This is a genomic window from Desertimonas flava, from assembly GCF_003426815.1.
GTDB lineage: Bacteria > Actinomycetota > Acidimicrobiia > Acidimicrobiales > Ilumatobacteraceae > Desertimonas > Desertimonas flava.
On sequence record NZ_QKYK01000003.1, the window covers coordinates 316,599 to 340,747 of the forward strand.

General features: G+C 69.9%; 24 protein-coding genes. 10 read left to right on the forward strand and 14 right to left on the reverse strand.

Features of this window, described 5'->3' with window-relative positions; genetic code table 11:
• Positions 1 to 187: 187 nt before the first annotated feature.
• Complete coding sequence (locus DN771_RS06335) at positions 188 to 1,213, forward strand: hypothetical protein (protein ID WP_116996496.1); 1,026 nt, start codon at positions 188 to 190, stop codon at positions 1,211 to 1,213.
• 2 nt (positions 1,214 to 1,215) lie between these two features.
• On the opposite strand, the gene DN771_RS06340 is transcribed toward DN771_RS06335, so the two are convergent.
• Positions 1,216 to 2,139, reverse strand: coding sequence for an amidohydrolase family protein (locus DN771_RS06340; RefSeq protein WP_116996497.1), 924 nt, complete (start codon positions 2,137 to 2,139; stop codon positions 1,216 to 1,218).
• A gap of 157 nt (positions 2,140 to 2,296) precedes the next feature.
• Between DN771_RS06340 and DN771_RS06345 the strand changes: the two genes are divergently transcribed.
• Genes DN771_RS06345 through DN771_RS06365 form a run of 5 tightly spaced genes read left to right on the forward strand, consistent with a single transcriptional unit; the run spans position 2,297 to position 6,962 of the window.
• Positions 2,297 to 4,222, forward strand: coding sequence for a flavin-containing monooxygenase (locus DN771_RS06345; protein WP_116996498.1), 1,926 nt, complete (start codon positions 2,297 to 2,299; stop codon positions 4,220 to 4,222).
• The gene (locus tag DN771_RS06350; RefSeq protein ID WP_162941621.1) at positions 4,219 to 4,638 is read left to right on the forward strand and encodes a lipocalin-like domain-containing protein; all 420 of its coding nucleotides are present in this window, start codon (positions 4,219 to 4,221) and stop codon (positions 4,636 to 4,638) included. The genes DN771_RS06345 and DN771_RS06350 overlap by 4 nt, the downstream gene beginning before the upstream one ends.
• Positions 4,635 to 5,582 carry an alpha/beta hydrolase gene (locus DN771_RS06355; RefSeq protein ID WP_162941622.1) on the forward strand — a complete coding sequence of 316 codons (948 nt, stop codon included), beginning with the start codon at positions 4,635 to 4,637 and terminating at the stop codon, positions 5,580 to 5,582. The genes DN771_RS06350 and DN771_RS06355 overlap by 4 nt, the downstream gene beginning before the upstream one ends.
• A 52-nt stretch (positions 5,583 to 5,634) precedes the next feature.
• The gene (locus DN771_RS06360; protein WP_116996501.1) at positions 5,635 to 6,543 is read left to right on the forward strand and encodes a cupin domain-containing protein; all 909 of its coding nucleotides are present in this window, start codon (positions 5,635 to 5,637) and stop codon (positions 6,541 to 6,543) included.
• Positions 6,540 to 6,962, forward strand: coding sequence for a lipocalin-like domain-containing protein (locus DN771_RS06365; RefSeq protein ID WP_162941623.1), 423 nt, complete (start codon positions 6,540 to 6,542; stop codon positions 6,960 to 6,962). Before DN771_RS06360 ends, DN771_RS06365 begins: the two co-directional genes overlap by 4 nt.
• A 37-nt stretch (positions 6,963 to 6,999) precedes the next feature.
• Here the strand turns inward: DN771_RS06365 and DN771_RS06370 are convergent, their stop codons facing one another.
• Together DN771_RS06370 and DN771_RS06375 are read right to left on the reverse strand one after the other, a co-directional pair.
• On the reverse strand, positions 7,000 to 7,752 hold the full coding sequence (locus tag DN771_RS06370) for an SDR family NAD(P)-dependent oxidoreductase (RefSeq protein WP_162941624.1): 753 nt from the start codon (positions 7,750 to 7,752) through the stop codon (positions 7,000 to 7,002).
• Positions 7,753 to 7,778: 26 nt separating this feature from the next.
• Complete coding sequence (locus DN771_RS06375) at positions 7,779 to 9,710, reverse strand: flavin-containing monooxygenase (RefSeq protein WP_162941625.1); 1,932 nt, start codon at positions 9,708 to 9,710, stop codon at positions 7,779 to 7,781.
• Positions 9,711 to 9,781: 71 nt separating this feature from the next.
• On the opposite strand from DN771_RS06375, the gene DN771_RS06380 reads away from it, so the two are divergent.
• A complete protein-coding gene (locus tag DN771_RS06380; protein ID WP_162941626.1) occupies positions 9,782 to 10,639 on the forward strand; it encodes an amidohydrolase family protein in 858 nt (285 codons plus the stop codon).
• 39 nt (positions 10,640 to 10,678) lie between these two features.
• Here DN771_RS06380 and DN771_RS06385 read toward each other — a convergent pair whose 3' ends face one another.
• The 3 genes from DN771_RS06385 to DN771_RS06395 form a co-directional block, all read right to left on the reverse strand.
• Complete coding sequence (locus DN771_RS06385) at positions 10,679 to 12,193, reverse strand: ABC transporter substrate-binding protein (protein WP_116996506.1); 1,515 nt, start codon at positions 12,191 to 12,193, stop codon at positions 10,679 to 10,681.
• A 211-nt stretch (positions 12,194 to 12,404) separates the two neighbouring features.
• Positions 12,405 to 13,313: an SMP-30/gluconolactonase/LRE family protein gene (locus DN771_RS06390; protein WP_116996507.1), complete on the reverse strand. Its 909-nt coding sequence runs from the start codon at positions 13,311 to 13,313 to the stop codon at positions 12,405 to 12,407.
• 69 nt (positions 13,314 to 13,382) lie between these two features.
• Positions 13,383 to 14,315 carry a TIGR03620 family F420-dependent LLM class oxidoreductase gene (locus DN771_RS06395; RefSeq protein WP_205528443.1) on the reverse strand — a complete coding sequence of 311 codons (933 nt, stop codon included), beginning with the start codon at positions 14,313 to 14,315 and terminating at the stop codon, positions 13,383 to 13,385.
• Between the two features lie 107 nt (positions 14,316 to 14,422).
• Between DN771_RS06395 and DN771_RS06400 the strand changes: the two genes are divergently transcribed.
• The 3 genes from DN771_RS06400 (at position 14,423) to DN771_RS06410 (ending at position 16,145) form a co-directional block, all read left to right on the forward strand.
• Entirely contained in the window at positions 14,423 to 14,797 is a 375-nt protein-coding gene (locus DN771_RS06400) for a DUF4286 family protein (RefSeq protein WP_116996508.1), read from the forward strand.
• 64 nt (positions 14,798 to 14,861) lie between these two features.
• Positions 14,862 to 15,200, forward strand: a complete 339-nt coding sequence (locus tag DN771_RS06405) for a hypothetical protein (protein WP_116996509.1) — start codon at positions 14,862 to 14,864, stop codon at positions 15,198 to 15,200.
• A 6-nt stretch (positions 15,201 to 15,206) separates the two neighbouring features.
• The gene (locus DN771_RS06410; RefSeq protein ID WP_116996510.1) at positions 15,207 to 16,145 is read left to right on the forward strand and encodes a nuclear transport factor 2 family protein; all 939 of its coding nucleotides are present in this window, start codon (positions 15,207 to 15,209) and stop codon (positions 16,143 to 16,145) included.
• Here the strand turns inward: DN771_RS06410 and DN771_RS06415 are convergent.
• The 8 genes from DN771_RS06415 to DN771_RS06450 all read right to left on the reverse strand — a co-directional run bounded on the left by DN771_RS06415 (position 16,117) and on the right by DN771_RS06450 (position 24,103).
• Positions 16,117 to 17,544, reverse strand: coding sequence for an MmgE/PrpD family protein (locus DN771_RS06415; RefSeq protein WP_162941627.1), 1,428 nt, complete (start codon positions 17,542 to 17,544; stop codon positions 16,117 to 16,119). The genes DN771_RS06410 and DN771_RS06415 overlap by 29 nt on opposite strands.
• Complete coding sequence (locus DN771_RS06420; RefSeq protein ID WP_162941628.1) at positions 17,541 to 18,209, reverse strand: DAK2 domain-containing protein; 669 nt, start codon at positions 18,207 to 18,209, stop codon at positions 17,541 to 17,543. The genes DN771_RS06415 and DN771_RS06420 overlap by 4 nt, the downstream gene beginning before the upstream one ends.
• Positions 18,206 to 19,198 carry a dihydroxyacetone kinase subunit DhaK gene (locus tag DN771_RS06425; RefSeq protein ID WP_116996513.1) on the reverse strand — a complete coding sequence of 331 codons (993 nt, stop codon included), beginning with the start codon at positions 19,196 to 19,198 and terminating at the stop codon, positions 18,206 to 18,208. The genes DN771_RS06420 and DN771_RS06425 overlap by 4 nt, the downstream gene beginning before the upstream one ends.
• A 9-nt stretch (positions 19,199 to 19,207) precedes the next feature.
• On the reverse strand, positions 19,208 to 20,149 hold the full coding sequence (locus DN771_RS06430; RefSeq protein WP_116996514.1) for an NAD(P)-dependent oxidoreductase: 942 nt from the start codon (positions 20,147 to 20,149) through the stop codon (positions 19,208 to 19,210).
• Positions 20,142 to 20,555, reverse strand: a complete 414-nt coding sequence (locus tag DN771_RS06435) for a carboxymuconolactone decarboxylase family protein (RefSeq protein ID WP_116996515.1) — start codon at positions 20,553 to 20,555, stop codon at positions 20,142 to 20,144. Before DN771_RS06435 ends, DN771_RS06430 begins: the two co-directional genes overlap by 8 nt.
• Positions 20,556 to 20,622: 67 nt before the next feature.
• Positions 20,623 to 21,345 carry a GntR family transcriptional regulator gene (locus DN771_RS06440; protein WP_116996584.1) on the reverse strand — a complete coding sequence of 241 codons (723 nt, stop codon included), beginning with the start codon at positions 21,343 to 21,345 and terminating at the stop codon, positions 20,623 to 20,625.
• Positions 21,346 to 21,398: 53 nt separating this feature from the next.
• The gene (locus DN771_RS06445; RefSeq protein WP_116996516.1) at positions 21,399 to 22,826 is read right to left on the reverse strand and encodes an NAD-dependent succinate-semialdehyde dehydrogenase; all 1,428 of its coding nucleotides are present in this window, start codon (positions 22,824 to 22,826) and stop codon (positions 21,399 to 21,401) included.
• Positions 22,823 to 24,103 carry a cytochrome P450 gene (locus DN771_RS06450; RefSeq protein ID WP_162941629.1) on the reverse strand — a complete coding sequence of 427 codons (1,281 nt, stop codon included), beginning with the start codon at positions 24,101 to 24,103 and terminating at the stop codon, positions 22,823 to 22,825. Before DN771_RS06450 ends, DN771_RS06445 begins: the two co-directional genes overlap by 4 nt.
• Positions 24,104 to 24,149 lie beyond the last annotated feature (46 nt).

Here is a 24,149-nt window from a genome sequence, read left to right on the forward strand (position 1 = left end):
ACCGATCAGTCCGGCTGGCCCGCAGGCCCCCGACTCACGGCGACACGCATAAGGCGCTGGGGATGAAGTCGTCAAGGAGCGCGTCCTCGATCGGAGACAAGGCCGGGCGTCACGGCCGCGAATGACCTGGGCGGACGGCTGCATGGTGACGAGAAACTCTGTTACAGGGGTTGGTCATGCTGGGACCATGTTGTTGGAGGCGCCTTCGATCTCGACCGGTTCGACCGGCGAGGTCGCGGGTACCGACGTCATCGGTTCGGCCGGGGCGGGCGGCGTCGATGCGCGAGTCGCCGAGGTCGCCGCGCTGGTCGCCGAGTTCAGCTCGCAGCTCACCGAGTGGGAGCGTTTGGTCGACGAGGACGGCGCCCACCGCAGCAGGGAGACAGCTCACCGCAACCGCGACGTCCGCTTCATCACGGTCGGAGCCACGGTGCTGTTGCGGGGCAGCTTTGCCGGCCTCCAGGCCGAGGCGTTGCAGACGACCTTCGCGGCGTTCGTCGACGCCGAGTACCGCTTCGACGTCGAAGAGGCGCGAGAGCGCCTGGGACACGAGCACGTCACCCCGGGCGACCTCGCTCGCACCAACGGCCAACGCCGGGCCGAGGCGATGAAGAAGTTGTTCGAGGCTGCTGCGATCGCTCCGTTGAACGGTCGCGACATCGACCTGACGGTGAACATCATCATCGATCAGGCGACCTTCGAGCGGCAACTGCTCGACCTGCTCGACCCCCTGCACCTTCACCGCAACAGCGACGCCGACACCACCCTCGCACCCGACTGCCAAGCCGCCGTCGACACCCACACGATCCGACCGATGTGCCACACGTCGCGCGGCACCGACGTCGACCCGGTCGACGCCGTCGCCGCAGCACTGGTCGGACACGTCCGACGAGTCGTCGTCGGGGCGGCCGGCGTGATCATCGACCAAGGCCGCCGCAGCCGCCTCTACCGCGGCAACAGCCGCGAAGCCGCCTACCTCCAAGCCGCGGTCGCCGGCCAGTTCCGATGTATGTGGCCCGGTTGCGGGCATCTACCGAGGCAGATCGACCACGTCACTCCCTCGACCGAGGGCGGGCCCACCTCGCCACGCAACGCAGGCCCCATGTGCGGGCGCCACAACCTCGTCAAGAACACCGGATTCACCACCCGCCGCGACACCCACGGGCACTGGCACGTCTACCGACCCGACGGCACCGAACTCGCCCGCGGCTGAGCTCACCGCCCGGCGGACCGGCCGTAGATGCGCTCCGCGTTGCCGAACGACACCAGCTCGGCCTCCGCCGGCGTCAACCCGCTCATCGCCTGCCGGAAGCCGTCGACGAGCCGCGAGTACGGCCCTTCCGTCTGGCCGATGTCGGTCCCGCACACGACGCGATCGGCACCGAACTCGTCGGCGAAGCGCCGAAGGAACTCGGCCGGATCGATCGAGTCGGCCACGAGGCAACCGAGGTTGATCCCGGTGAACTTGTAGTGGACGTTCGAGCACGAGCGCAGTTCGCGGAGCGCATCGGTGATGCCGAAGTCGTCGGTCGAGATGTAGGGCACGTACCCCGGCTCGGTGCGCTGCCGCCGGACGGACGCGATCGCCCCCTGACGGATGCCGAGATGATCGATGAGGATCGGCGTCTCCGGGAACTCCTCGGCCAGCAGCTTCAGGGCCGGCAGGTTGTAGCTCTGGTGCGGCTCGAACATGATCATCGCAACGGCGATGCCGAGCTCGGCGGCCCGCTCCCACAGACGCATCACGCGGGGCGAGTTCAACCACCCCGTGTCGTCTGTGTCGAACGTCGGCCGGGAGAACCGGATCCCTCCGACCGACCGGGTCTCGACGAGCCGGCGCAACAGCTCGGGAGCGTCGGGATCGTGCGAGTCGAGCATGACGACCGGCACGAGCCGGTCGGGATTCGTCGCCGCGGTGTCGAGGGCGTAGGAGTTGTCGGTCCCGTAGAAGAAGTACCGCTGCACGACGCACGCCTTGGCGACGTTCGTCTCGTCCATGGCGGCGAGAAGCTGCTCGCCGGTGAACGGCTCCACCTCGGCGCCCTGGTGCTCTTTGGCTGGTGGGTAGGCCTGACGGTCGTCCGAGAGGACGTGGGCATGCGTGTCGAAGATGGGCAGTGCGTGCGCGTGACCGGTCACGGCAGAATCCTATGTGATGCTCAGGCCGCGACGGCGCGGGACAACCACGCCCTCTCCGAGACGCCCGTTCTGAAGCCCTCGGAGCTGGCGCGGCGCTCATTCAAACGAGCACGCGACCTTGAGACTGCACCACAGAATCGCATATGATTGCTGCATCGTGTCCGACCCGTTCTCCGACGACGAGCTGACGGCGGCGATCGAGTCGGCCGATCCGGTCGCCCTTCGCGCCGCTCTCTGGATCCAGACGCAGTTGGCGTCGCTCATCGCGATGCCCACGGGACGCCCCTCGGGGGTGACGCACCTGCTCCCACCGATCGAGCTGCTCGACGATCACGACGTGGCCCGCGTGCGGGCCGACGCGGCGGCGTTCCTGCGCGCCCATCTCGCCGGCGGCTCCGAGCCGCGAACGCCGCAGCGAGCGCAGATCGCCACCATCGTCGAGATGCTCACCGGCGACGCGCCGGCCGAGGCGACGCACGAGTTCTGGTGGGAGGAGTTCGCCGCCGAGCCGCTGAGCCGGCGAGCGGATCCGATCGACCGCGCCGACCTCGACGCGACATTTCCGGAGCTGCGTGTCGTCATCATCGGGTCGGGAATGGGAGGCATCAGCGCCGCAGTGATGCTCCAGGCAGCGGGCATCCCCTTCACGATCATCGAGAAGAACGCCGCGCTCGGCGGCACGTGGCACTCCAACACGTATCCGGGCGTGCGCGTCGACGTGCCCAGCCGGGCCTACTCGTTCACGTTCGAGCCCGACTATCCGTGGCAGCACCACTTCGCCCCGCAGGAGGAGCTGCTGCACTACCTCGAGCACACGGTCGAGCGGCGGGACATCGGCCGGCACATCGTGTTCGGGACCGAGGTGACCAAGCTGACGTGGGCCGAGCACGATCGCTGCTGGGTGCTCGAGACGCGAAGGGCCGACGGGACCACCGGAGTCGAACGCGCCCAGTTCGTCGTGAGCGCCGTCGGGCTGTTCAGCAGGCCACGTGAGGCGAACTTCGAGGGTCTCGACTCGTTCCGCGGGATGGCCATGCACACCAGCGAGTGGGACCACTCCTGCGAGGTCACCGGCCGGCGGGTCGGCGTCGTCGGCACCGGCTCGAGCGGCATCCAGGTCGTCCGGCCACTCTCCGAGGTCGCCGCCCATCTCACGGTCTTCCAACGCACGGCCAACTGGCTCGGCCACGCCCCGCGCTACACCGAGCCGGTCGCCGAGAGTGAACGGTGGCTGATCGAGCGCTTCCCGTTCTACGTGCACTGCGTCCGCGTCATCCAGATCTACGCACGCGGCGACGCCCGCCAGAGCCTCATCGACGTCGACCCCGACTGGGACGACCCGGATTCGGTGAGCGCCCCCAACGCCGCCCTCCGGACCCAGTTGCTCGAGTACCTCCGCACCGAGCTCGACGGGCACCCCGACCTGATCGAGCGCTGCACCCCCGCCTTCCCGGCCCTCGCCAAACGCCTGCCGATGGACAACGGTTGGTACCGCGCACTGCGCGAGGACCACGTCGCTCTCGAGACGCGCCACATCCGCCGCGTGGTGGCCGACGGTGTCGAGCTCGACGACGGCGACGTCGTGCCCCTCGACGTGCTCGTCCTCGCCACCGGGTTCCGCGCCACCGACTTCCTCTGGCCGATGGAGATCGTCGGCGTCGGCGGTGTCACACTGTCGGACGTGTGGGAGGCCGACGGGGCCCGGGCCTACCTGGGGATCATGGTGCCCGGCTTCCCGAACCTGTTCTGCTCCTACGGTCCCAACACCAACCCCACCACCGGTGGGCCGTGCATGTGGGGCGAGTTCCAAGCGCGGTTCGTCGTCGAGGCGATCGGCGCGCTGGCGCGGTCCGGCCACCGCAGCATGGAGGTCCGGCGCGACGTGTTCGACGACTACAACGCCCGGCTCGACGAGGCGCTCAGCACCAAGGTCTGGCTGGACCCTCGCCAGACGTCGTACATCACCAACGAGCACGGCCGCGTCACGACGAACGCGCCGTGGAAGACGCACCAGTACTGGCAATGGACCCGGCGCCCCGACCTCGACGAGTACATCCTCGACGGCACCACGGAGGAACGATGACCACCAGCCGACCACAACCGGACTGTCCCCTCATCGGGACGTGGAGCCTCGTCGGATGGCGCGACCTCGTCGACGAGCCGACCAGCCCGGCGCCGGCGTGGCACGGCGTGACAGGCCAGATCATCTACACCGCCGACGGCACGATGTCGATGCAGATGTCCGAGCGGGACCGGGACCGATTCGCCGGGACCGAACCAACGCTCACCGAGAAGGCCAGGGCGTTCAACGAATGCCACGCCTACAGCGGGACGTTCACCCATCGGGACGCGCGGGTGATCCACCACGTCCGGCAATCGAACGCACCCAACTACATCGGCACCGACCAGATCCGGTTCGTCGACGTGGACGCATCGACCCTCGTGCTCACGAACGAGTCGCGGACCCGCGCGTTGACGTGGGAGCGGGTGACGGCGTGACCTACACCTATGCCCCGGGCCTGGGAGAGGCCGCGGCCGCGTTCCCGCCCGCCGGCCTCGACGACGTCTCTGCGGCACGCGCTCGGGTCGAGGCGTTGGCGGCGGGACGAGCCGACTCCACCGACTGGACCGGCGTCGTCGTCGAGGATCGCCGCGTCGAGGGTGACGGCGGGACACCGGTGAAGGTGGCGATCTTCCGGCCCACGGACTCCGTCGAACCGGTCCCGACGATGGTGTTCTTCCACGGCGGGGGGTTCGTGCTCGGCGACGAGCGCTCCAACGACCCCTTGCTCACGATGCTCGTACGGGAGCTGCAGATGGCCATCGTGTCCGTCGACTACCGCCTGGCGCCGGAGCATCCGTGCCCCGCCGCCCTCGAGGACGGACGAACCGTGCTGCGTTGGTGCGCCGCCAATGCTGCGTCGGAACGCTTCGACACCGGTCGGCTGGCGCTCGGCGGCCAGAGTGCGGGCGCGGCGATCGCCGCAGGAGTCGCCCTGGCCAACCGATCCAATGATCCCCCGCTGTCGTTCCTGTTCCTCGGTGAGCCGGTCCTCGACCCGCGTCTCGCCACGCCGAGCATGACTGCCATGGACGACACCCCCGTGTGGCGGCGGCGCGACGCCGAACTGAGCTGGCGGTACTACCTCGGAGACCACACGGTCGACGATCTCCCGCCCTACGCCTCCCCGGCGACCTGCGAGCTGGTGGATCACCTCCCGCCGACGTACATCACGGCCAACGAGGTCGATCCGCTCCGCGACGAGGCCATCGACTTCGCCCGCCGCCTGCTCGGGCAGGGCGTGGCGGTCGAGTTCCACCTCTACCGCGGCGCGTTCCACGGCTCGATGTCCTTCGAGGCCCCGGTCTCGGTACGGGCCCGCGCCGACCTGATCGACGAGCTCAGGCGCGGACTGGTCGACGCCGGCATCTGCGGCTCCTGAGCCCGGCGCCGGCCCCGATGAGCCGACCCGACAGATCTGATACGATTTCGCGATGCCGTACGACGCGTCCGATCCGCGCTCGAAGCTGTCCACCGGCGTCGCCGTCCCCGCCGGAACGCCTCGCGAGCCGACGTGTCGCGAGCTGCATCACGTCGCCGCCGACGAGGAGCACCCGAACGGGAGCCGCACGTGGTGGACGCGCAGCCAGGCGATGGTCATCGCCCACACCGAGGCGCAGGCGGGTGACGAGCTGTCGGTCGACACCGGTGGCGAGTACATGGTGGTCGTGGCCGAAGGGGCCGGCGTCGTGGTCGAGGACGGGTCCGACTCCGAGGACGTGAACGAGTTCGCCGTGGTCGTCATGCCGTCGGGGCCGTCGACGGTTCGGGTCACGGCTCCGGGCATCGTGCTTCGCATCTTCGGCGCACCGACGGTCCCCGACCTGGCGGCCCGCTGCGCGAACGCCGCCGACTACGAGATCGACGATCCCAACGTCGCACCCTGGGCGCCGTGGCCCGCCCCGCCGGCGGGCGAGCGAATTCGGGTCTACCGAGCCGCCGACCATCCCCTCGAAGAAGGTCGCAACGGCCGACTGTTCCGGTGCACGACGGTGATGATCAACGCCTCGGACCCGCGGTCCGATCTGCGCGAGCCGAACAAGCTGTCGCCCCATCACCACGACGACTTCGAGCAGGTCTCGCTGCAGGTGGAAGGCGACTTCACCCATCACTTCCGCGTCGCGTGGACGCCCGATGCAACGACGTGGCGTGACGACGATCATCACGTGACGGAATCGCCGGCGACGGTCGTGATCCCCCCGCCGCTGATCCACACCAGCCAGCCCCATGGCACGCGCCGGCGCGTCTTCTTCGACGTGTTCGCGCCGCCCCGCATCGACTTCTCCGAGCAACCCGGATGGGTGCTCAACGCCGACGAGTACCCCATGCCGGCGAGCCGATGAGCGCCGCCGGCGAGCACTGCCCGCTCGTCGGCACCTGGCGGCTCGTTGCGTGGACGTCGCCGCTGGACGGCGACACCCCGACGGCTGGGTTCCCGGAGTGGGAACGCGCACAGGGCCAGCTCATCTACACCGAGCAGGGCACGATGTCGGTGCAGACGTCGACGCCGGAGCGTTCGAGGTTCGGCGACGAGGCGGTCTACGGCGGAACGCCCGAGGAGAAGGCGACGGCGTACGACGACTTCCGTGCCTGCTGCGGGACATACGACTTCACGGGTGAGCGCGTGGTCCATCACGTCGACCAATCGGTCGTTCCCGACGACATCGGATCCGACCAGACCCTACTGGTGAGGCTGGACGACTCGATCCTCGTGCTGACCGACGAGCCGCGGAGCCGATCGGCCACCTGGGAGCGGATCTGACCTGACCACGCGATCGGCATCGTCGTGCGGAGCCTCGTCAGTCGCCGGCGCCGAGGTCGGGGCGGCGGAACGGCTCACCGTGGAAGTAGCCCACGTCGACGATCGCGCCGGAGATGGCGCGGGCCTCGTCCGACAGCAGGAAGGCGACGACCGCGGCGACGTCGTCCGCGCTGTTCAGGTCGCCGGTCACCGACGAACGGGCGGCGATCACGGCCTCGGCTCGTGGGTCTCTCACTCCTCGATTCATCGGCGTCCGCGTCGTTCCGGGCGCCACGACGTTGACCCGGATTCGGTCGCCACGGTGATCGAGCGCCATCGACATGGCCAGGCTGAACAGCGCCCCCTTCGACGTCGCGTAGGCGGCGTGGGCCTCCCCGCCGTAGCCGGACGCCGAGCCGATCACCACCAGTGATCCCCCTCCTGCCGCGACCATCGTGCCGAGCGCGGCGCGGCACGCGTAGAAGACCCCCGACAGATTGACGGCGATCGTCCGCTCCCACACCTCGGGCGCCGTCTCGGGCACGGCGCCGGTGGCGCGCGCCGCGGCACATGCCACGAGGCCACTCAGCGCCCCCCACCTGTCGGTCGCCCGGCCGACCAGCTCCTCGCTCGCCGCCGGTTCGGCGACGTCTCCCGAGACGAGCAGGACGGAGTCCGCATCGAACTGGCGGCGGGCGTCGTCCATGAAGACGTCCTCGAGCCCGAGGATCGCCAGGCGGTGCCCCCGCTGGAGCAGGCGATGCGCGATGGCCAAGCCGATGCCGGACGTCCCGCCGGTGATCGCAGTCAAGGGAGTCGAACCGTCGCTCACCGACATCACTGCCCCTCGTCGGCCCCGCCGCTTAGGTGGTAGTCGTCGAGCTCGGGACGGCGGGTCCAGCGCCAGTACTGGCGCGTCTGCCACGGCGCGTTCGTCACGACGCGGCCGTGATCGTTCACGAAGTACGACGTCTGGCGCGAGTCGAGCCAGACCTTCGTCGCCAGGTTCTCGTCGAGCAGCTCGTTGTAGGCCTCGAACACCTCGCGCCGCACGTCGATGCTGCGCCGGCCGGCGCGGGCGAGGGCGCCGATCGCCTCGGCGGCGAAGCGCGCTTGGAGCTCGCCCCACATGCACGGCCCGCCGGAGATCGGGTTGGTGTTCGGGCCGTACAGGCAGAACAGGTTGGGAAAGCGCGGGACCATGATGCCGAGATAGGCCCGGGGCCCGTCGGTCGACCACGCCTCGGAGAGGTCGACGCCGTCGACGCCGGTGACCGTCATCGGCCACAGGTACTCGGTCGTGCGGAAGCCGGTCGCCAGGACGAGCACGTCGAGCTCGACGACGTCGCCGCCTTCGAGCTCCACGCCGTCGGACACGACTCGTCGGATCGGGCGGGTCTCGAGGTCGACGTGGTCCTCGCGCAGCGCGGCGTACCAGCCGTTGTCCTTCGGCACCCGCCGGGCCATCGGCGGATACACGGGCGTGACCTTCTCGATGAGGTCGGGCCGGCCGGCCAGCTGCTCCTCGATGTACCTCACCATGGACTCACGGAGCGCGGCGTTGGTCTTGCTGACCGAATGCGGATCGTCCCAGTCCGGGTCGACGTCGTTGAACCCGACGCGAGCGTCCGTGTCACCGATGGAGTGCACCTGCATGATCCGCACGCAGTTGACGTAGTAGGGAAAGTTGGCGAGCATCCACAGCTCGTCGTCGGGGATCGGCGACGTGTAGTTGGCGAGTTGGCTGATCCAGTTGGCACTCCGCTGGAACACGGTGAGGCGGCTGGCGGCGTCGGCCAGCTCGCGCACGACCTGGACGCCGCTCGAGCCGGTGCCGACGACGCCGACGCGACGGCCCTTGATGTCCACGGAGTGATCCCACTCACTCGTGTGCATCGCCGTACCTCGGAACGTGCCGAGGCCGTCGATGTCGGTCTGGCGGGGGCGGCTGAACAGGCCGACGGCGCTCACCACGAAGTTGGCGTCGATCGTCGTCGTCGAACCATCCGCGCGGCGCACCGTGATGTGCCAGGTCTGGATATCGGCGTCCCATCGCAGGGCGCTGACCTCGGTCTCGAACTCGATGTGCTCGCGAAGTCCGCGCCGGTCGACGGCGTGCTGCAGGTACTCGAGCAACTCGTCCTGCGGCGCGAAGTAGTGGCGCCAGAGGTGGTCCGGCTCGAACGTGTACGAGTAGGCGCGGCTCGGCAGGTCGACACGGACCCCCGGGTAGGTGTTGGAGAACCAGGTGCCGCCGACGTCGGCGTTCTTCTCGAGGATCGTGAACGGGATCCCAACCGCCTGCAGCATCACGGCGGCGCTGATCCCGCCCATGCCTGACCCGATGATGACCACGTGGAGATCGGGGAAGGTGCGGCGCAGCGCCGCCTCGTCGATCGGGTCCGGACGCCGCGACTGCTCGACCGCGGCGAGCTCCTCCCACCAGAACTCGTGGGTCTCCTCGGCGACGCGGTCGCCGGTCAGCAGCTCGACGATCGTCGGGACGTCCGCGGCGGTGGGGGTGCGGGGTGTCAGGTCACCGGCCTGGAGCGCTCGCATCACCACCAGCGCCTCGGCCCTGACCCGTTCCACGTCGCTCGGCTCGCGCAACTCGAGCGGGGGTACGACGTGCGAGGTCATCGCGCCGGGACGGTGCGACGGCATCGCGGCCAGCGCTGGGGATCGCGTCTGGATCCACAGCGCCGCCCGCAGGGCGATCGGGTCGGCGGCGGCGATGGCGGACTCGAGGTCGACTTCGGCAACGTCCACGAGGGGTCCCTTCCTGAGCGCGGTGAGCATCCGTCCGTGCTCGTCGGGTCAGATCATATATGTTCTGGCTCATGACCCACCCCGTCATCGACGCTCAGGCCCACCTCTACCGAGCCAACACGCCGGCCGAACCGTGGCCGAGCGATCCGTGGCGGCCGACACCGGCCGTGTCCGCCTTCACCGGCGAGCAGATGCTCGAGGCGATGGACGACGCGGGCGTCGACCGGGCCGTGATCGTCCCGCCGATCTGGCAGCACGACGATCAGCGCGCCTCGTTCGAGACCGCCGCCCAGGCTCCCGATCGCTTCAAGATCATGGGCCGCTTCGATCCGTACGGGCCCGATGCCGCCACGCGGATCCATGGTTGGCTCGACCAACCGAACATGGTCGGGATGCGCCTCGCCTTCCTCAAGTGGAACGACGGCGGGGTGCTCGTCGGCGACGTGCTCGACGATCGGTCGCTCGACTGGTTCTGGGCCGAGTGCGAGACCCAGGGTGTGCCCATCGCCTGCCTGACGCAGGCGAGCGTGGCAGGCCTGGGCCCGATCGCCGCACGCCACCCGCGCCTGCGACTGATCGTCGATCACCTCGCCAGCGTCGCCGGTGACACCGTCGGCGAATCGTTCGGGGCCCTCGACGATCTCCTCGCCCTCGCCGAGCTCCCCAACGTCTACGTGAAGGTGAGCGACGCCCCGAACCGCTCGAAGGAGCCGTACCCGTTCCGCGACGTCCACGACGTGGTCGCCAGGGTGCGCGACGCCTTCGGCGCCCAGCGCATGATGTGGGCCGTCGACATCACCCAGATCGGCGATCTCCGCTATGTCGACTGCCTGCGCCTCTGGCAGGAGGGCATCCCGTTCCTCAGCGACGAGGAGCGGGAGTGGATCCTCGGCGGCACCGCCGCCGAGGTCCTCTCCTGGCCGGCCTGACCTCGCCGCTGACCGGCCTGACCTCGCCGGTCAGGCGGCTCACTCGTAGCCGATCTCGGCCCAGATCGGATACGTCCCGAGGTTGACGGGCACCGGCGCGATGAGGCCGTCGGCATAGCCGAGCGTGATCACCACCCGCGTGATGAAGATCATCGGCATCTCCTCGACCAGCTCGCGCTGCACGACGTCCCACACCGCCTTCTGCTCCTCGATCGACTCGGCGGCGAACAGTCCTGACAGGGCCGCCGTGACGTCCTCGTTCTCCCACTCCGAGTAGTTCTCCCCGGCGCCCGGAGCGACGTAGTCGTACAGCAACGGGACGGCGGCCGTGAAGCAGACGCACGACGCGGTCGCCTGGAAGTCGTGGGCGACCTGCGTCGCGGCGACGTAGTCGTTCTGCGTCCGGACGTCCGGCGTCATCGTGACGTTGTCGTAGACTCCGAGCTCGGCGAGCAGGGCGTTCACCACGTCGGCCTGCGTCGCGCTGTCGTTGGTCGTGTACGTGAACTCCACCGGCTTGCCCTCGGCGGCGAGCTCGTCGAACAGTCGCTGGGCCTCCTCCGGATCGTGCTCGGGCCACGTGTACTCGGCGTTGTAGAAGGGTGACTCCTCGGGGAACAACCCGGTCGACAGCGGCGAGCCCGGATTGATGGCCCCGCCGATCACCGATCGGTCGAGCGCGATCGCCAGGGCCCGGCGCGCCCGCACGTCGTCGAACGGCGGGATCTGGGTGTTGAGGCTGATCGTGTTGGCGCCACCGGGCGTCGTCACCACCGCGTTCGCCGTCTCGCGCAGCTCCTCGGTCTGGCGGCCACCGAAGACGACGGCCATCTGTGCCGCCCCGGACGTCACCGCCGACACGCGCTGCTGGTCGTCGGGCACGTGCTGGAAGATCAGCTCGTCGAGATACGGCTGACCCGGCTTGAAGTCCTCGAAGTACGGGTTGCGTTCGAGCACGATGCGCTGGCCCGGATCCCACTCGACGACCATGAAGGGACCCGCCCCGACGGGGTTCGTGCCCGGCTCCTCACCGGCGTCGAGCGACTCCTGGATCGCGGTCGGCGAGCCGACCGCCGCGAAGTTGGCGACGACGGCAGCATCCCAGAGCCGGTTGGGCTCGGGCAACGTCACCTCGAGCGTCAGCTCGTCGATCACTTCCATCTCGAGCCCCTCGGCAGCCGGCTGGAACCGCGACCCGGTCGCCGGATCCGCCGAGCGGGCGATGTTGTACCTGATCGCCTCGGCGTCGAGTGGTGTGCCGTCGCTGAACTTGATGTCCGGGTGGAGGCGCATCGTCCAGACCGAGGCGTCCTCGTTGGGCTCGAGCGACTCGAGGAAGTAGAGCACGACGGCGCCGGTGGTCGGCTCGACGTAGGCGAGGTTGCCGAAGATCGCCGACGCCACGGTGGAGACACCGTAGGAGAACGAGACCCGGTCGAGGCTCGGGTCGAAGGCGAGCGGCGGACCGTTGAGCGCAACGGTCACACTGCCGCCCTGTCGCTCCGGCGGGCTGCTCGCCGCGGCGTCGCCGACCACGTACGTGCCGGCGACCATCGCGGCAGTCGCGAATATCGCCGCCCCTCGACGACGCCGGACGTGGGTCCGGGAAGGGATCAGTGTTCGGGACATGGCGATGTTGCCTCCTGTGGCCCGCGTTCTCGACAGCCGTCCACGCACGACGGCCACCCCGCGATCGAACGATCATATATGATTATCTGCACGTCGCAAGTACCGGAGCGCCAGCCCACCGGACGACGGATCGGTGTTAGGGCAGCGCCGCACCGGCGACAATCGTGGGCATCACCTGGACCGTTGTCGACGTGGTCAGGAACAGCGTGCGGAGGTCGGAGCCGCCCCACACCAGGCTGCCGCATATCTCCGGCGTCTCGATGCGCCCGATTCGCTCACCCGCCGGCGTGATGACCCAGACGCCACCCGGTCCCGACGTCCAGACGTTGCCGAGAGCGTCGCACTCCATGCCGTCGACGTTGCCCTCGGCCCGCTCTCCCGATCCGATCTTGTCGAGCAGCACGCGGCCGTTGCTCAGCGCGCCGTCGGGCGCGACATCGAAGACCTTGACCTCGCCGCGCGGCGAATCGTTGACGTACAGCAGCGACTCGTCGGGCGAGAAGCACAGGCCGTTGGGCTGGTCGAACTCACCCGGGTCGACGACGAGCTCGACGTCACCGCCGCCCGGGGGGACCCGGTACACGCCCTTGAAGTCGCGCACGAACTCCCGCTTGCATCCGATCCAGTCGTTCCACCGGCCGTAGTCGGGATCGGTGAAGTAGATGCTGCCGTCGCTCGAACGCACGACCACGTCGTTCGGGCTGTTCAGGTAAACGCCCTCGTAGTGGAAGGCGACGAGCGAGCGACGCCCCTCGCGGTCGAACCGGGCGAGACAGCTGGTCACCTGCTCGCACACGAGCAGGTTGCCCTCCAGATCGAAGGCCAGCCCGTTGCCCTTGAACGTCGGCCAGGCGACCCGCACCATGCCCTCGCCGGGGGTCCACCGCCAGCGGGCCTCGCCCGGGATGTCGCTGAACAGGAGTGCCTGTTCGCGCACGTCCCACACGGGGCCCTCGCTGAACTCGTAGCCGGAGCCGATCTCGGTCATCGTGGCTCCGGGATCGACGAGCTCGGCGAACTCCGGCGAGTCGACGACGACGGTCATGGTCGGGCATCCCTGGTCACACGATCATCGTATACGAACTGTCCAGTTCCTCGTGAACCCGGAACGGCGTCACGGACGGATGCCCGAGGACTCGGCGTCGCCGAACGCTGTCAATGCCGGGGCCAGCCGGCGGAGCACCTCGATCGCGGCGTGATCCGGCCCGTCGAGCAGGGGCCGGATCCCGGTGACCGGTTGGATGCACACGTGGTCGGCCCCGGCGTCGAGGTACTCGCGCACGCGCTGCGCGATGGCCTCCTCGTCGCCCCAGGCGACCAGAGCGTCGACCAGCGCGTCCGACCCGGCGCCCTCGAGATCGTCGTCGTCCCAGCCGAGCCAACGCAACGCCCTCACGTAGTTGGGCGCCGAGAGATAGAACGAGCCCGTGTGCGAGCGGGCCAACCGGCGGGCCTCGGTGGCGTCGGGTTCGAGCACCACGGCGAGCTCGGGAGCGAGCAGCTTCCCCGGTCCGAGCAGGGAGCGGGCCCGGCGCACGTGTTCCACCGTCACGAAGTAGGGATGGGCGCCGTCAGAGGCGTCGCGTGCCAGTCCGAGCATGCGTGGGCCGAGCGCGGCGAGCACCACGGTCGGAGCGACGTCGGGATCGGGCGATCCGAGCGTGGCGCCGCGCATGGCGGCCAGATACTCGCGGAGCCGCGACAGCGGGCGTTCGTACCGCGCCCCGCGCGCCTCCACCGCCGGCGCGTGGCTGACACCCAATCCTGCGACGAAACGACCGGGGAATGCTTCGCTCACCGTGCGGATGGCCGACGCCGTGGTGAGCGGGTCGCGGCCCCAGATCGACGCGATCCCCGTGGCGATCACGAGCGTCGAGGTCGACGCGAGCAGGGTCGTCGCCCGCGTGAACGCCTCCTTGCCGCCCGGCGCTTCGCCGAACCACATGGCGGCGTACCCCAGAGATTCGACCTCGGCGGCGAACGCTCGGTCGACGTCGGCCGGCGGCCCGAACCCGCCCTGCCACACCCCGACCGTTCCGATGTTCACCGCGGTAATCGTATATGACTTGGTTGCGTCGCGGTGCCCCGGTCGGGCAGACTGGGCGCCGTGGGCGCACCCGATCGACTCCGCTCGCGCCACAAGGGGGACAACACGTGACTCGATACGTCCATCTCGTCTTCAGCGACCCGCCGGCGGGCGTCTCCGACGACGAGTACAACGCGTGGTACGACGAGCACGTGAAAGAGATCCTCTCTGTGGACGGTTGGGTCTCCGCCACCCGGTACCGGGTCGAGGGCGTGGTCAGTGCCGACACCACCGGCGGCTACCGCTACCTCTCCCAGTACGAGCTCGACCGCCCTCCTGCCGAGGCGATCGCCAACCTCGAAGCCAGCGGGATGGGCAACAAGCGCGCCTACGCCGAGAACAAGCCCGACGGCGACGCCCTGCCTGTCCCCGACTGGTTCGCCGACATCCGCTTCGCCTCGTGGAACCTCGAACAGGTCAGCGAGACGTCCAGCGTCGCCTGACCGGCGCCCGACCCTTCCGTTCGCCCACCCGACACGACCGGCGCCAGCCGGACGAGGAGCAGCCATGATCAACAACGTCTACCTCGTCTTCAGCGAGAAGCCAGACCACATCAGCCACGACGACTACCACGCCTGGTACGCCAAGCACGCCCAGGAGAACATCCAGAGCCCGGGCTTCGTGAGCGCGCAGCGCTACCGAGTCCGCGAGACCAAGGGCGGCCCGGACGCAGTCGAACAGCACCTGAGCATCTACGAGCACGAAGGCTCGGTGTCGAGGTGGCGAACCGATCTCGACGCACGCATCGCCCGCGGCGAGCTCGACATCCCGGACTGGTTCTCCCAGATCAAGTTCCGTAGCTGGACGTGCGAGCCCACCGGCCCCCTGCTCCTCCCCCAGCGCTGAGACGCCGTGAACGACGACAAGTCCACCACCCTCTCGCTCCAGGAGCTCAGCGACCACGAGGAGATCCGCCGGATCTTCGTGGAGTACGCCCGCCACCTCGACGCCGGCGACCACGCCGGTTACGCCAGCCTCTTCGCCAGCGACGGCGTGATGGCCGCCGAGATCGGCGACGCCGTGGGGCCGGCGGCGATCGAGGCTGCGCTCGACGCCGCCCTCTCCCCCGCCACCCGCGCCACCTTCCCGCCCGCGGTGCACGTGATGAACAATCAGAGCATCGACGTCGACGGCGACAACGCCACGACCGAGGTGCTGTGGATCTACCTCACCACCGACGACGACGGCGCGCCCACCGTTCTCCAGGCCGGCCGCTACACCGACACGCTCGTGCGCGAGAACGGTCGCTGGAAGCTCGCCCGGCACGACATCACGCGGCTGATGGGCCGCTCGCCCCGGACCCCGGCATCGGAGACGCGCCTCGACCGCCTCGAGGCCCGGCTCCGCGTGGTCGAGGACCGCGAGGCGATCTGGCGGCTCTTCCAGGCCTACAAGCATCATCTCGACCAACGCGACTTCAAGGCCTACTCCGAGTTGTTCACCGACGACGCTGTGTGGGTGGGCAATCTCGGCCGGGCCACCGGCCCGGCCGAGATCGAAGCGCTCCTCGTGCGCACGCTCGAGGTGTTCCCCAGCGACCGCGAGCGGACGCACCACCTCGTGCTCAACCCGCAGATCGACGTCGACGGCGACACGGCGACGGCGACGACGAACTGGGCGTACGTGAGCCACGGCGAGAACGACGCACCACTGTTCGAGATGCTCGGCCACTACGTCGACCGCCTGGTGCGCACCAACGCGGGGTGGCGCTTCCGGCGCCGCGAGGCCTATAGCGACGTGCCCTACATCTCGCTCGACGGGATCATCGAGCCGGCGGAGCCGACGGACTGATCAGCAGCGCGGCCAGATCCCTGGCGTCGGCGACTGCGTCGAGGTCGGCGACCGCGTCGACGAGGGCGGCGATCCGGTCCGCGCCGAGCGGCCACGCGGCGTAGGCCATGCAGTCGTCGACGCGAGCCCGGTACTCGGCCTCGGTGAGACCGTTGCCGGGATAGCCGGGCGCCACGTCGTAGCTCCTGCGGACCTGGCGACCGTCGGTCGTCAGCAGCTCGAAGTCCACCGAGCTGTGGCCGCGGCGGTCCATCGAGGGGTCGGCGAGGACGTCGACGCGGTTCATCAGGGGGACCAACCCGGGGTCGAGCACGAGCTCGGGCCGGAAGTGCTCGAGCGTCGCGGCCCGCCGCGTGATCGCGTTGGCCACGCAGTACTTGACGCTGAACTGGGCGCTCACGCGCGGGTTGTCGCCAGGAACGAACTCGTTGCCGACCAGGCGGTGCGAGTACGGCGGGAGGCGGACCTCGACGTGCTCGACGTCGTCGCCCTGGAGGTCGAGCTCGGCCGTGACGTCGAGGGCCTGCTGCGTGACGCCCTGGGTGACGCCGCAGCTGGGGAACCGCTTGAACATGAAGTGCGTCGAGCGCCACTCCGAGCCGAGATCGGCGACGAACGCGTCAGGGGGGCACAGGTCCCGGGCGTAGAGGTGCGTGAAGCTGTAGGGCCCGGTGAGGAAGTTGACGGGGCCGGTGATGCCCCGCACGGCCATCTGGGCACAGTCGAGCCCGGCCTGGGCGACGATCCCTTGCTGCACGCGCACCGCCAGCGAACCGTCGATGTTGCTCTGGAAGCTCCCGCCGCAGCGGTTGAACCCGAGGGCGAGCGCCTGGCGCGTCTGCGCCCGTGACAAGCCCATCACCCGGCTCGCCGCGGCGACGGCGCCGAACACGGCCGCGATCCCCGTCGGGTCGAACCCGGCGTACATCTCCTCGGTGAGGTTGAATCGCGCCCCGACCTCGGCACCAACGGCCACCGCGGCGAGGAACGTCGAGCCGGTGCAGCCGCCGGCGAGCTCGGCGGCGGCGAGCGCGGCCGGCACGACCGACGAGCCGATGTGGGCGCCCGGCGCGATCGCGTCGCAGAAGTCGAGGGCGCGGCACGCCGTGCCGTTGAGCAGGGCGATCGACGTGGCCGGAAGTCGGTCACCGAACACGATCGCCGTCGCCTCGGGCCGGCCGCCGCGTTCGACGAGCAGCGAGCGCAGCTCGCCGACGCCCTCTTCGCCGGCACCGGCCACGCCCGTGGCCAGCGTCGACAGGAGGACCCGCCGGGCGACATCGAGCGCGTCCGGCGCCACGTCGTCGACCGTCGTCACGACGACGAACTCGGCCAGCCGTTCCTCAGGGCCGATCTCGGTCGCCGTCGATCCTGCGGTGGCCGGTGCGCTCGTCGTCACGACGTCGTCCTCCGATCGGCGAGCACGTCGTGGAGACCCGTGTCGTCTCCGGCGACTCCGGTCGAAATGACCGCCCACGCCGCAGCTCCGGCATCGACGATTCCCCTCGCCCGGTCCCCCACCCAACCGGCACGGCCCACACGCGGGACCATCTCGGCGGTCGCGAGCGCGCCGTCGACGGCGCCGGCGGCCATGGCCCGCAACGCCGCCTCGGCGCCGTCGGCCTCGGCCTCGCGCGTCCGGTCGCGCGCCGCCACGACGGCGTCGAGCACCGTTCGATCCCCGGGTCCCACCTCGCCGCGGCGGGCCACGCCGTCGGCAACCGATTCGAGCAGCGTGACGACATCGGTCCCGCCCAGCTCGGCACAGTCGGCGAGGGCGGCGCCGGCGTCGCGCAGCGCCATCCCGATCAGCGTGCCGAACGTCGACGGCGCCACCCGGCCGAGGACGGTGCCCGTCTGACGGAGGTCGGCGCCGATCGTGGTCACCTCGGTCCCGGAGAGGGCGTCGACCACGGCGGCGAAACCGATCGACAGGCTCTCGCCGATGTCACCGTCGCCCGCCTTGGCGTCGAGGGCGTTGAGCGCCTGCCGGCTCGCCTCGATCGCCGGGGCGACGCCGAGGAGGCGCTGCCTGAACGCGGTCGCCGGGAGGGTGGCGTTCACCCCGCCAACCATGCGGTTGTCGCGGCGAGCAACGCCGACAGCTCGTCGTCGAGGTGGAGGACGCTGATCGACGCCCCCGCCATCTCCAGCGACGCCGCGTGCTCGCCGACCACGACATCCGCCACGGCGACCCCGGCCTTCGTCAGCCAGTGGTGGACCCGCCGGTAGACGATGTAGAGCTCCTCCATGGGCGTCGCCCCGAGACCGTTGATCAAGACGGCGGCCGGCGCTCCGGCCGGCATCGCCAGCTCGTCGAGCAGGGGCGGCATCAACTCGTCGACCACGTCGTCCGCCCGCTGCAACGGCCCCCTGCGCACACCGGGCTCACCGTGGATGCCCGTGCCGATCTCCATCTCGCCGGCGGCCAGCTCGAAGTTCGGCGTGCCGACGCCTGGCAGGATGGGTGCCGCGAGGGCGACGCCCACGCTCCTCGTGCGGTCGACGGCGCGCCGGGTCACCGATGCCGCCGTGGCCAGATCGTCGCCGCGGCGCACGGCGGCGGCGGCAACGGCGTAGGCGAACCAGATCCCGGCGATGCCTCGCCGCCGCGCCCGCTCGTCGACCGGCGCCGACAAGATGTCGTCGTTGACGCGCACCGTCTCGACCTCGATGTCCTCGTCACCGGCCAGCTCGGCGGCCGCCTCGAAGTTGAGCTTGTCGCCGCCGTAGTTGCCGTACACGTACAGCACGCCCCGACCGGCGTCGACAGCCCGCGTGACCGCGAGCATCACGTCGGTGCTCGGCGACGCGAACATGTTGCCGACGGCGCACCCGTCGGCGAACCCGGTCGCCACGTAGCCGACGAACAGCGGGAGGTGACCGAACCCACCTCCCGTGGCGACAGCGACGCGCGGTTGCGGCGGCGGGCCGCGCCGCACGACGGCTCGCGGCTCACCGTCGACCTGTCGCACGCGGGCCGCGTGGGCGAGGACGAAGCCCTCTAGCGCCTCGTCCACGAAGTCGTCGGGGTCGTTCAGCAACTTCTGCATCTCGGGTCCTCACTTCGCCGTGTCATGGACGGCGCCGTCGTGTGCCGTGTCCCGGCACGATCGCGCCCAGCGCGCGATCTCCGTGTGGTCGGCGCCCGGGGGTAGGGCCGCTGCGGCCTCGCCCCACAGGTCGACGGCGAGGCGGGCGAGGCGGGCGTCCACACCACCCGCCTCCGCCAGGCCCAGGGCGATGCGCATGTCCTTGACCATCAGGTCGAGGCTGAACCCGGAATCGAACGTGCCGGGCAGCACGAAGTTGGGCCACTTGTTCTCGGTCGATCCGCTCCGCCCGCTCGAGGTGTTCACGACGTCGAGCACCTTCTCCAGGTCGAGCCCGAAGGCCTCGGCGGCCAGCAGCGCCTCGCTCGAGGCGAGCAGGTGCGACGCCGACATCAGGTTGTTGAGCGCCTTGACGGCATGCCCTGCGCCGTGGCCGCCGACGTGCACGATGCGTGACCCCAGATGGTCGAGCGTCGGGCGTACCCGACCGAGCACCTCGACGGGCCCGCCCACCATGATCGTGAGGGTGCCGGCGACGGCAGCCTTCACGCCGCCCGACACCGGGGCGTCGAGGAGCTCGACGCCCCGGCCGGCGGCGGCTTCGGCGAGGGCCTTCGTCCGCTGCGGCTCCGACGAGCTCATGTCCACGATCACGTCACCCCCGGCGAGCCCCGACAGCAGCCCGCCGTCCAGCACGACCTGCTCGACGATCGCCGAGTTCGGCAGCATGAGGATCACGACGCCGGCCCTCTCGGCGACGCCGACGACCGAGTCGTGGGCGGTCACCGCACCCAGCGGGACGAGCCGTTCGGCGGCGGCGCGGTCGACATCGTGGACGTGCAGCGAGAGCCCGGCGACGGCGAGCCGCTCGCTCATCACCGAGCCCATCTTCCCGAGACCGACGACCCCCACGCTGCGGTCGCGCTCGGCCGGATCGGCCGCGTCAGACATCGGCGCCGAGCTCGTCGAGCACGCGCTCGGCGGTCCGGAACGACTCGAGCGCCGCCGGCGCGCCGCAGTACACGGCCGTCTGCAGGAGGACCTCGCGGATCTCCTCGCGGGTGCACCCGTTCCGGACGGCGCCGCGGACGTGGACGCCGAACTCGTGCATGCGGTTCATCGCCGTGAGGATGCCGAGGTTGATGAGGCTGCGGGTCCGGCGATCGAGGCCGTCACGTGTCCAGATGCGACCCCAGCAGTACTCCGTCACCAGCTCCTGCAGCGGCATCGCGTACTCGGTGGCATTCGCCATCGAGCGCTCGACGTGGTCGTCCCCCAGAACGGCTCGGCGCACCGCCATGCCGGCCTCGAGGGCGGGATTGGCCGCCTCCCGATCGATGTTGTCGCTCGTGGTCATGTCGTAGTCCCCTCATCCGGCGCCGATTGGCGAGCCGATCATATACGATCGCCGAACGATCGTCAGATCAGGCGAGGGTTTCGGGGACGACGTCCCCGTGGAGGCCACCGCCGATGCGCTCCTCCAGCGAGTGCATCGTGCGCAGGCGGTGGTCGCGGGCGAACTGCTCGATCTTGACGATCGACGCGCCGATCTCGATCAGCCGCAACAGCTCCTCGTGCTCATCGACGCTGCTCAGCGCCCGCTCGGGTACGAACGTGAAGGCGGAGCGACGCGTGGTGCCGAGGAGCGACCACTCACGCTCGACGATCTTGGCGAGATGGACGTTCGGGCAGCGGTCGAAGAGCACGCGATGGAACTGATGGTTGCGCTTGGTGAACTCGATCGGATCGAGCGCCTCGACCGTGCGGCGCAGTCCGTCGTTGATGCGGCGGGCCTTGGCGAGGTCGGTCGGGCGGATGTTCGGCACGGCCAGCGCCGTTGCCGCGCTCTCGAGGATCGCCAACGTCTCCGCCGTCTCGGGGTAGCGAGCGAGGTCGACGTTGGCCACGGCAGCACCGACGTTCCTGGTATAGGAGATGTACCCCTCGGCCTCCAGGCGCCTGATCGCCTCGCGCACGGGGACGACGCTGATGCCGATGTCACGGGCGATCTGCTCGATGACGAGACGCGACCCGGGCGGGAACGAACCGTCGAGGATCTTGCCACGGACGTGCGCGTACGCCTGATCGGTCTTCGACACCGGGGTCCCGGGGGTCGACGCGTCCTTCGCTGCAGCCACCCGAGCCATCATATAGGATCAACTCAGCTCAGGCGGCAGACTCCCCGCTGCCACCGATCCGGCTACCAGTCGGCGGCGACGAAGCGAGTCTCACAGAACTCGTAGATGCCCTCAGCACCCCCCTCTCGTCCGAGCCCGGACTGCTTCATGCCGCCGAACGGCGCGCTCGGATCGGACATGAATCCCCGGTTGAGACCGACCATGCCGACCTGCAGCCGCTCGGCGATGTTGAGCCCGCGGGCGAGATCCTGCCCGTAGATGTAGGCGGCGAGGCCCATCTCCGTGGCATTGGCCCACGCCACCGCGTCGTCATCGTCGTCGAAGCAGACGATCGGCGCCACCGGCCCGAAGAGCTCCCCGTCGAGGATCTCGGCGCCGCTCTCGACGCCCGCGATCACCGTCGGCTCGAAGAAGAACCCCGGCCGCGACGCCGGCGAACCGCCCGTCACCACCTTGGCGCCGCTCGCGACGGCCGCCTCGACGGTTCGGTGCAGCCGGTCGACTGCGGCCGCCGAGATCACGGGCCCGCATCCGACGCCCGGTTCGACACCCGCCCCCACGACCACCGCGGACATCTCGGTGGCGAGGCGATCGGTGAATTCGTCGGCCACCGCCCGGTGGACATAGAAGCGATTGGCCGCGACGCACGTCTGCCCGGTGTGCCGCATCTTCGCCACCATGGCCCCGGCCACGGCGGCCTCGACGTCGGCGTCGGCGAGCACGATGAACGGGGCGTTCCCGCCCAGTTCGAGTGTCGACTTCAGCACCCGCTGGGCGCTCTTGGCCTGCAGCGCCCGCCCGACGGCCGTCGACCCCGTGAACGAGAACATCCGTGTCGCCGGGTGCCCGATGGCGGCGTCGAACCACGGCCCGGGCTCGTTCGTCGGCACGACGTTGACCAGACCCGGCGGCACGCCGGCATCGGTGAGCAGCTCGGCGATGAACAACGCCGTGAGCGGCGTCTCGGCCGCCGGCTTGATGACGGTGGCATTCCCGGCTCCCAGCGCCGGAGCGACCTTGCGGGTGATCATCGCGGCGGGGAAGTTCCAGGGCGTCACCATGACCACGACACCGACGGGTGGATGGGAGACCAGCACACGACTGGCGCCCGACGGCGTCGAGGACAGGCGACCGGAGATGCGCACCGATTCCTCGGCGTTCCACCGGAGGAACTCGGCGGCGTAGTCGATCTCCCCGCGCGCCTCCGCCAAGGGCTTGCCCTGCTCCGCAGTGATGATCGCGGCCAACGCGTCGGCCCGCTCGTTCATCAGGCGCCAGCTCTCACGAAGGATCTCGGACCGCTCGCGTGCCGGGCGCCGCGCCCACTCGGGCTGCGCCGCCGCCGCCGCGTCGACGGCAGCGGTCGCATCCTCGGGCGTCCCCGACGCCACGTCGGCGATCGTCTCGCCGGTGGCCGGGTCGAGCACCCCGATCGTCGCGCCGCCACCGCCGTCACGCCAGGTGCCGTCGACGAACAACTGTGTCCTCACGAGGAGCCTCCGCCGAGTCGGACGGGCAGCTCCATCGGCCCGCGGTGCGACGTGTTCGGGGAGAAGTGGTACGTCGTCGGGACGAGCTCGAGGTCCGGGAGTCGCTGCGTCAAGATCTCGAGGAAGACCCGCAGTTCGAGCCGAGCCAGCGGTGCACCGAGGCAGTAGTGGGCGCCGAAGCCGAACGACAGATGGTTGCGGGCATTGGCACGATCGAGATCGAGCACGTCACCGTCCGGGAAGTGCCCCTCGTCGTGGTTGGCCGAGCCGAGCAACACGAGGAGGCGCGAGCCCGCCGGCACGGAGACTCCCGACAGCTCCACGTCGACCCGGGCCAGACGCCGCCACGCGACGACGCTGCAGTCGTAGCGGATCAGCTCCTCGACAGCGTTGGGGATCTCGTCCGGCCGCTCGACGAGTCGGCCCCACGCGCCCGGCGTCGAGAGCAACGCCCGCACCGCCAGGCCGGACTGGTTCGTCGTCGTCTCGTGACCGGCCATCAACAACCCGAACAGGGTCTGGGCGACGCGGCCCCGATCGAAGTCCTCGGGCCGCTCGATCTCGATGCGCCGGAGCAGCTCGCTCGTGTAGTCCTCGCCCGGGTCCTCCTGCAGCCGGTCGACGAGATCGAAGCAGTACTGGAGGTAGGCCACGAACTCGGGCAGTTCGCTGCGCACTTCGGCCGGCGAGAGCTGGCCCCAGGTGAGCAACGCCCGGCCGGCCGACCAGCGCTTGACCCGTTCGATGTCCGCATCGGGGATCCCGAGGAAGACGAACAACACCTCGGCGGGGACGTCGCACAGCATCGCGTCGACGAGGTCGACGACCTCGCCACGCCGGAGCCGCTGCTCCACCCGATCGACCGCGGCCGTCGCCAGCCGGGTCACGTGTGGCTCGAGCCAGCTGATGCGGCGCGGGTTGAACGCGTCGCGCAGGAAGCCCCGCACCATGGTGTGTGACGGCGCATCGTTGTTGGACAGGTTGGGCCGCAGCCCGAATCGGTGACTCTCGAACCACTCGACGGCATCGGCCGGCCACGGGCACACGGGATCTTGAACGTTCGCCGCGGAGAACGCGTCGACGTCGCGCAGGACCCGCTTCACGTCGTCGTACCGGGACACCACCCAGTGATCGATCTCGGCGCTGTAGAAGACCGGCTCGTCGAGCCTCGCTCGCGCGAAGAACGGATACGGGTCGTCGAGATAGGGCGGCCGGAACGGATCGAACTCACTGCCCAGTCCCGTCACCGGGCATCCGGCCGGGGCGTGCGATGACATGACCACGAGGATGACGACGGGCCAAGATCATGTAAAGCGTGAGTTA

Bases quoted from the DNA above. Each gene is read 5' to 3' on its own strand.
- DN771_RS06335 (WP_116996496.1), top strand. From the start codon at position 188: ATGTTGTTGGAGGCGCCTTCGATCTCGACCGGTTCGACCGGCGAGGTC.
- DN771_RS06350 (WP_162941621.1), top strand. From the start codon at position 4,219: ATGACCACCAGCCGACCACAACCGGACTGTCCCCTCATCGGGACGTGG.
- DN771_RS06360 (WP_116996501.1), top strand. From the start codon at position 5,635: ATGCCGTACGACGCGTCCGATCCGCGCTCGAAGCTGTCCACCGGCGTC.
- DN771_RS06365 (WP_162941623.1), top strand. From the start codon at position 6,540: ATGAGCGCCGCCGGCGAGCACTGCCCGCTCGTCGGCACCTGGCGGCTC.
- DN771_RS06380 (WP_162941626.1), top strand. From the start codon at position 9,782: ATGACCCACCCCGTCATCGACGCTCAGGCCCACCTCTACCGAGCCAAC.
- DN771_RS06385 (WP_116996506.1), bottom strand. From the start codon at position 12,193: ATGGTCGCCGGCACGTACGTGGTCGGCGACGCCGCGGCGAGCAGCCCG.
- DN771_RS06390 (WP_116996507.1), bottom strand. From the start codon at position 13,313: ATGACCGTCGTCGTCGACTCGCCGGAGTTCGCCGAGCTCGTCGATCCC.
- DN771_RS06405 (WP_116996509.1), top strand. From the start codon at position 14,862: ATGATCAACAACGTCTACCTCGTCTTCAGCGAGAAGCCAGACCACATC.
- DN771_RS06425 (WP_116996513.1), bottom strand. From the start codon at position 19,198: ATGCAGAAGTTGCTGAACGACCCCGACGACTTCGTGGACGAGGCGCTA.
- DN771_RS06430 (WP_116996514.1), bottom strand. From the start codon at position 20,149: ATGTCTGACGCGGCCGATCCGGCCGAGCGCGACCGCAGCGTGGGGGTC.
- DN771_RS06435 (WP_116996515.1), bottom strand. From the start codon at position 20,555: ATGACCACGAGCGACAACATCGATCGGGAGGCGGCCAATCCCGCCCTC.
- DN771_RS06440 (WP_116996584.1), bottom strand. From the start codon at position 21,345: ATGGCTCGGGTGGCTGCAGCGAAGGACGCGTCGACCCCCGGGACCCCG.
- DN771_RS06450 (WP_162941629.1), bottom strand. From the start codon at position 24,103: ATGTCATCGCACGCCCCGGCCGGATGCCCGGTGACGGGACTGGGCAGT.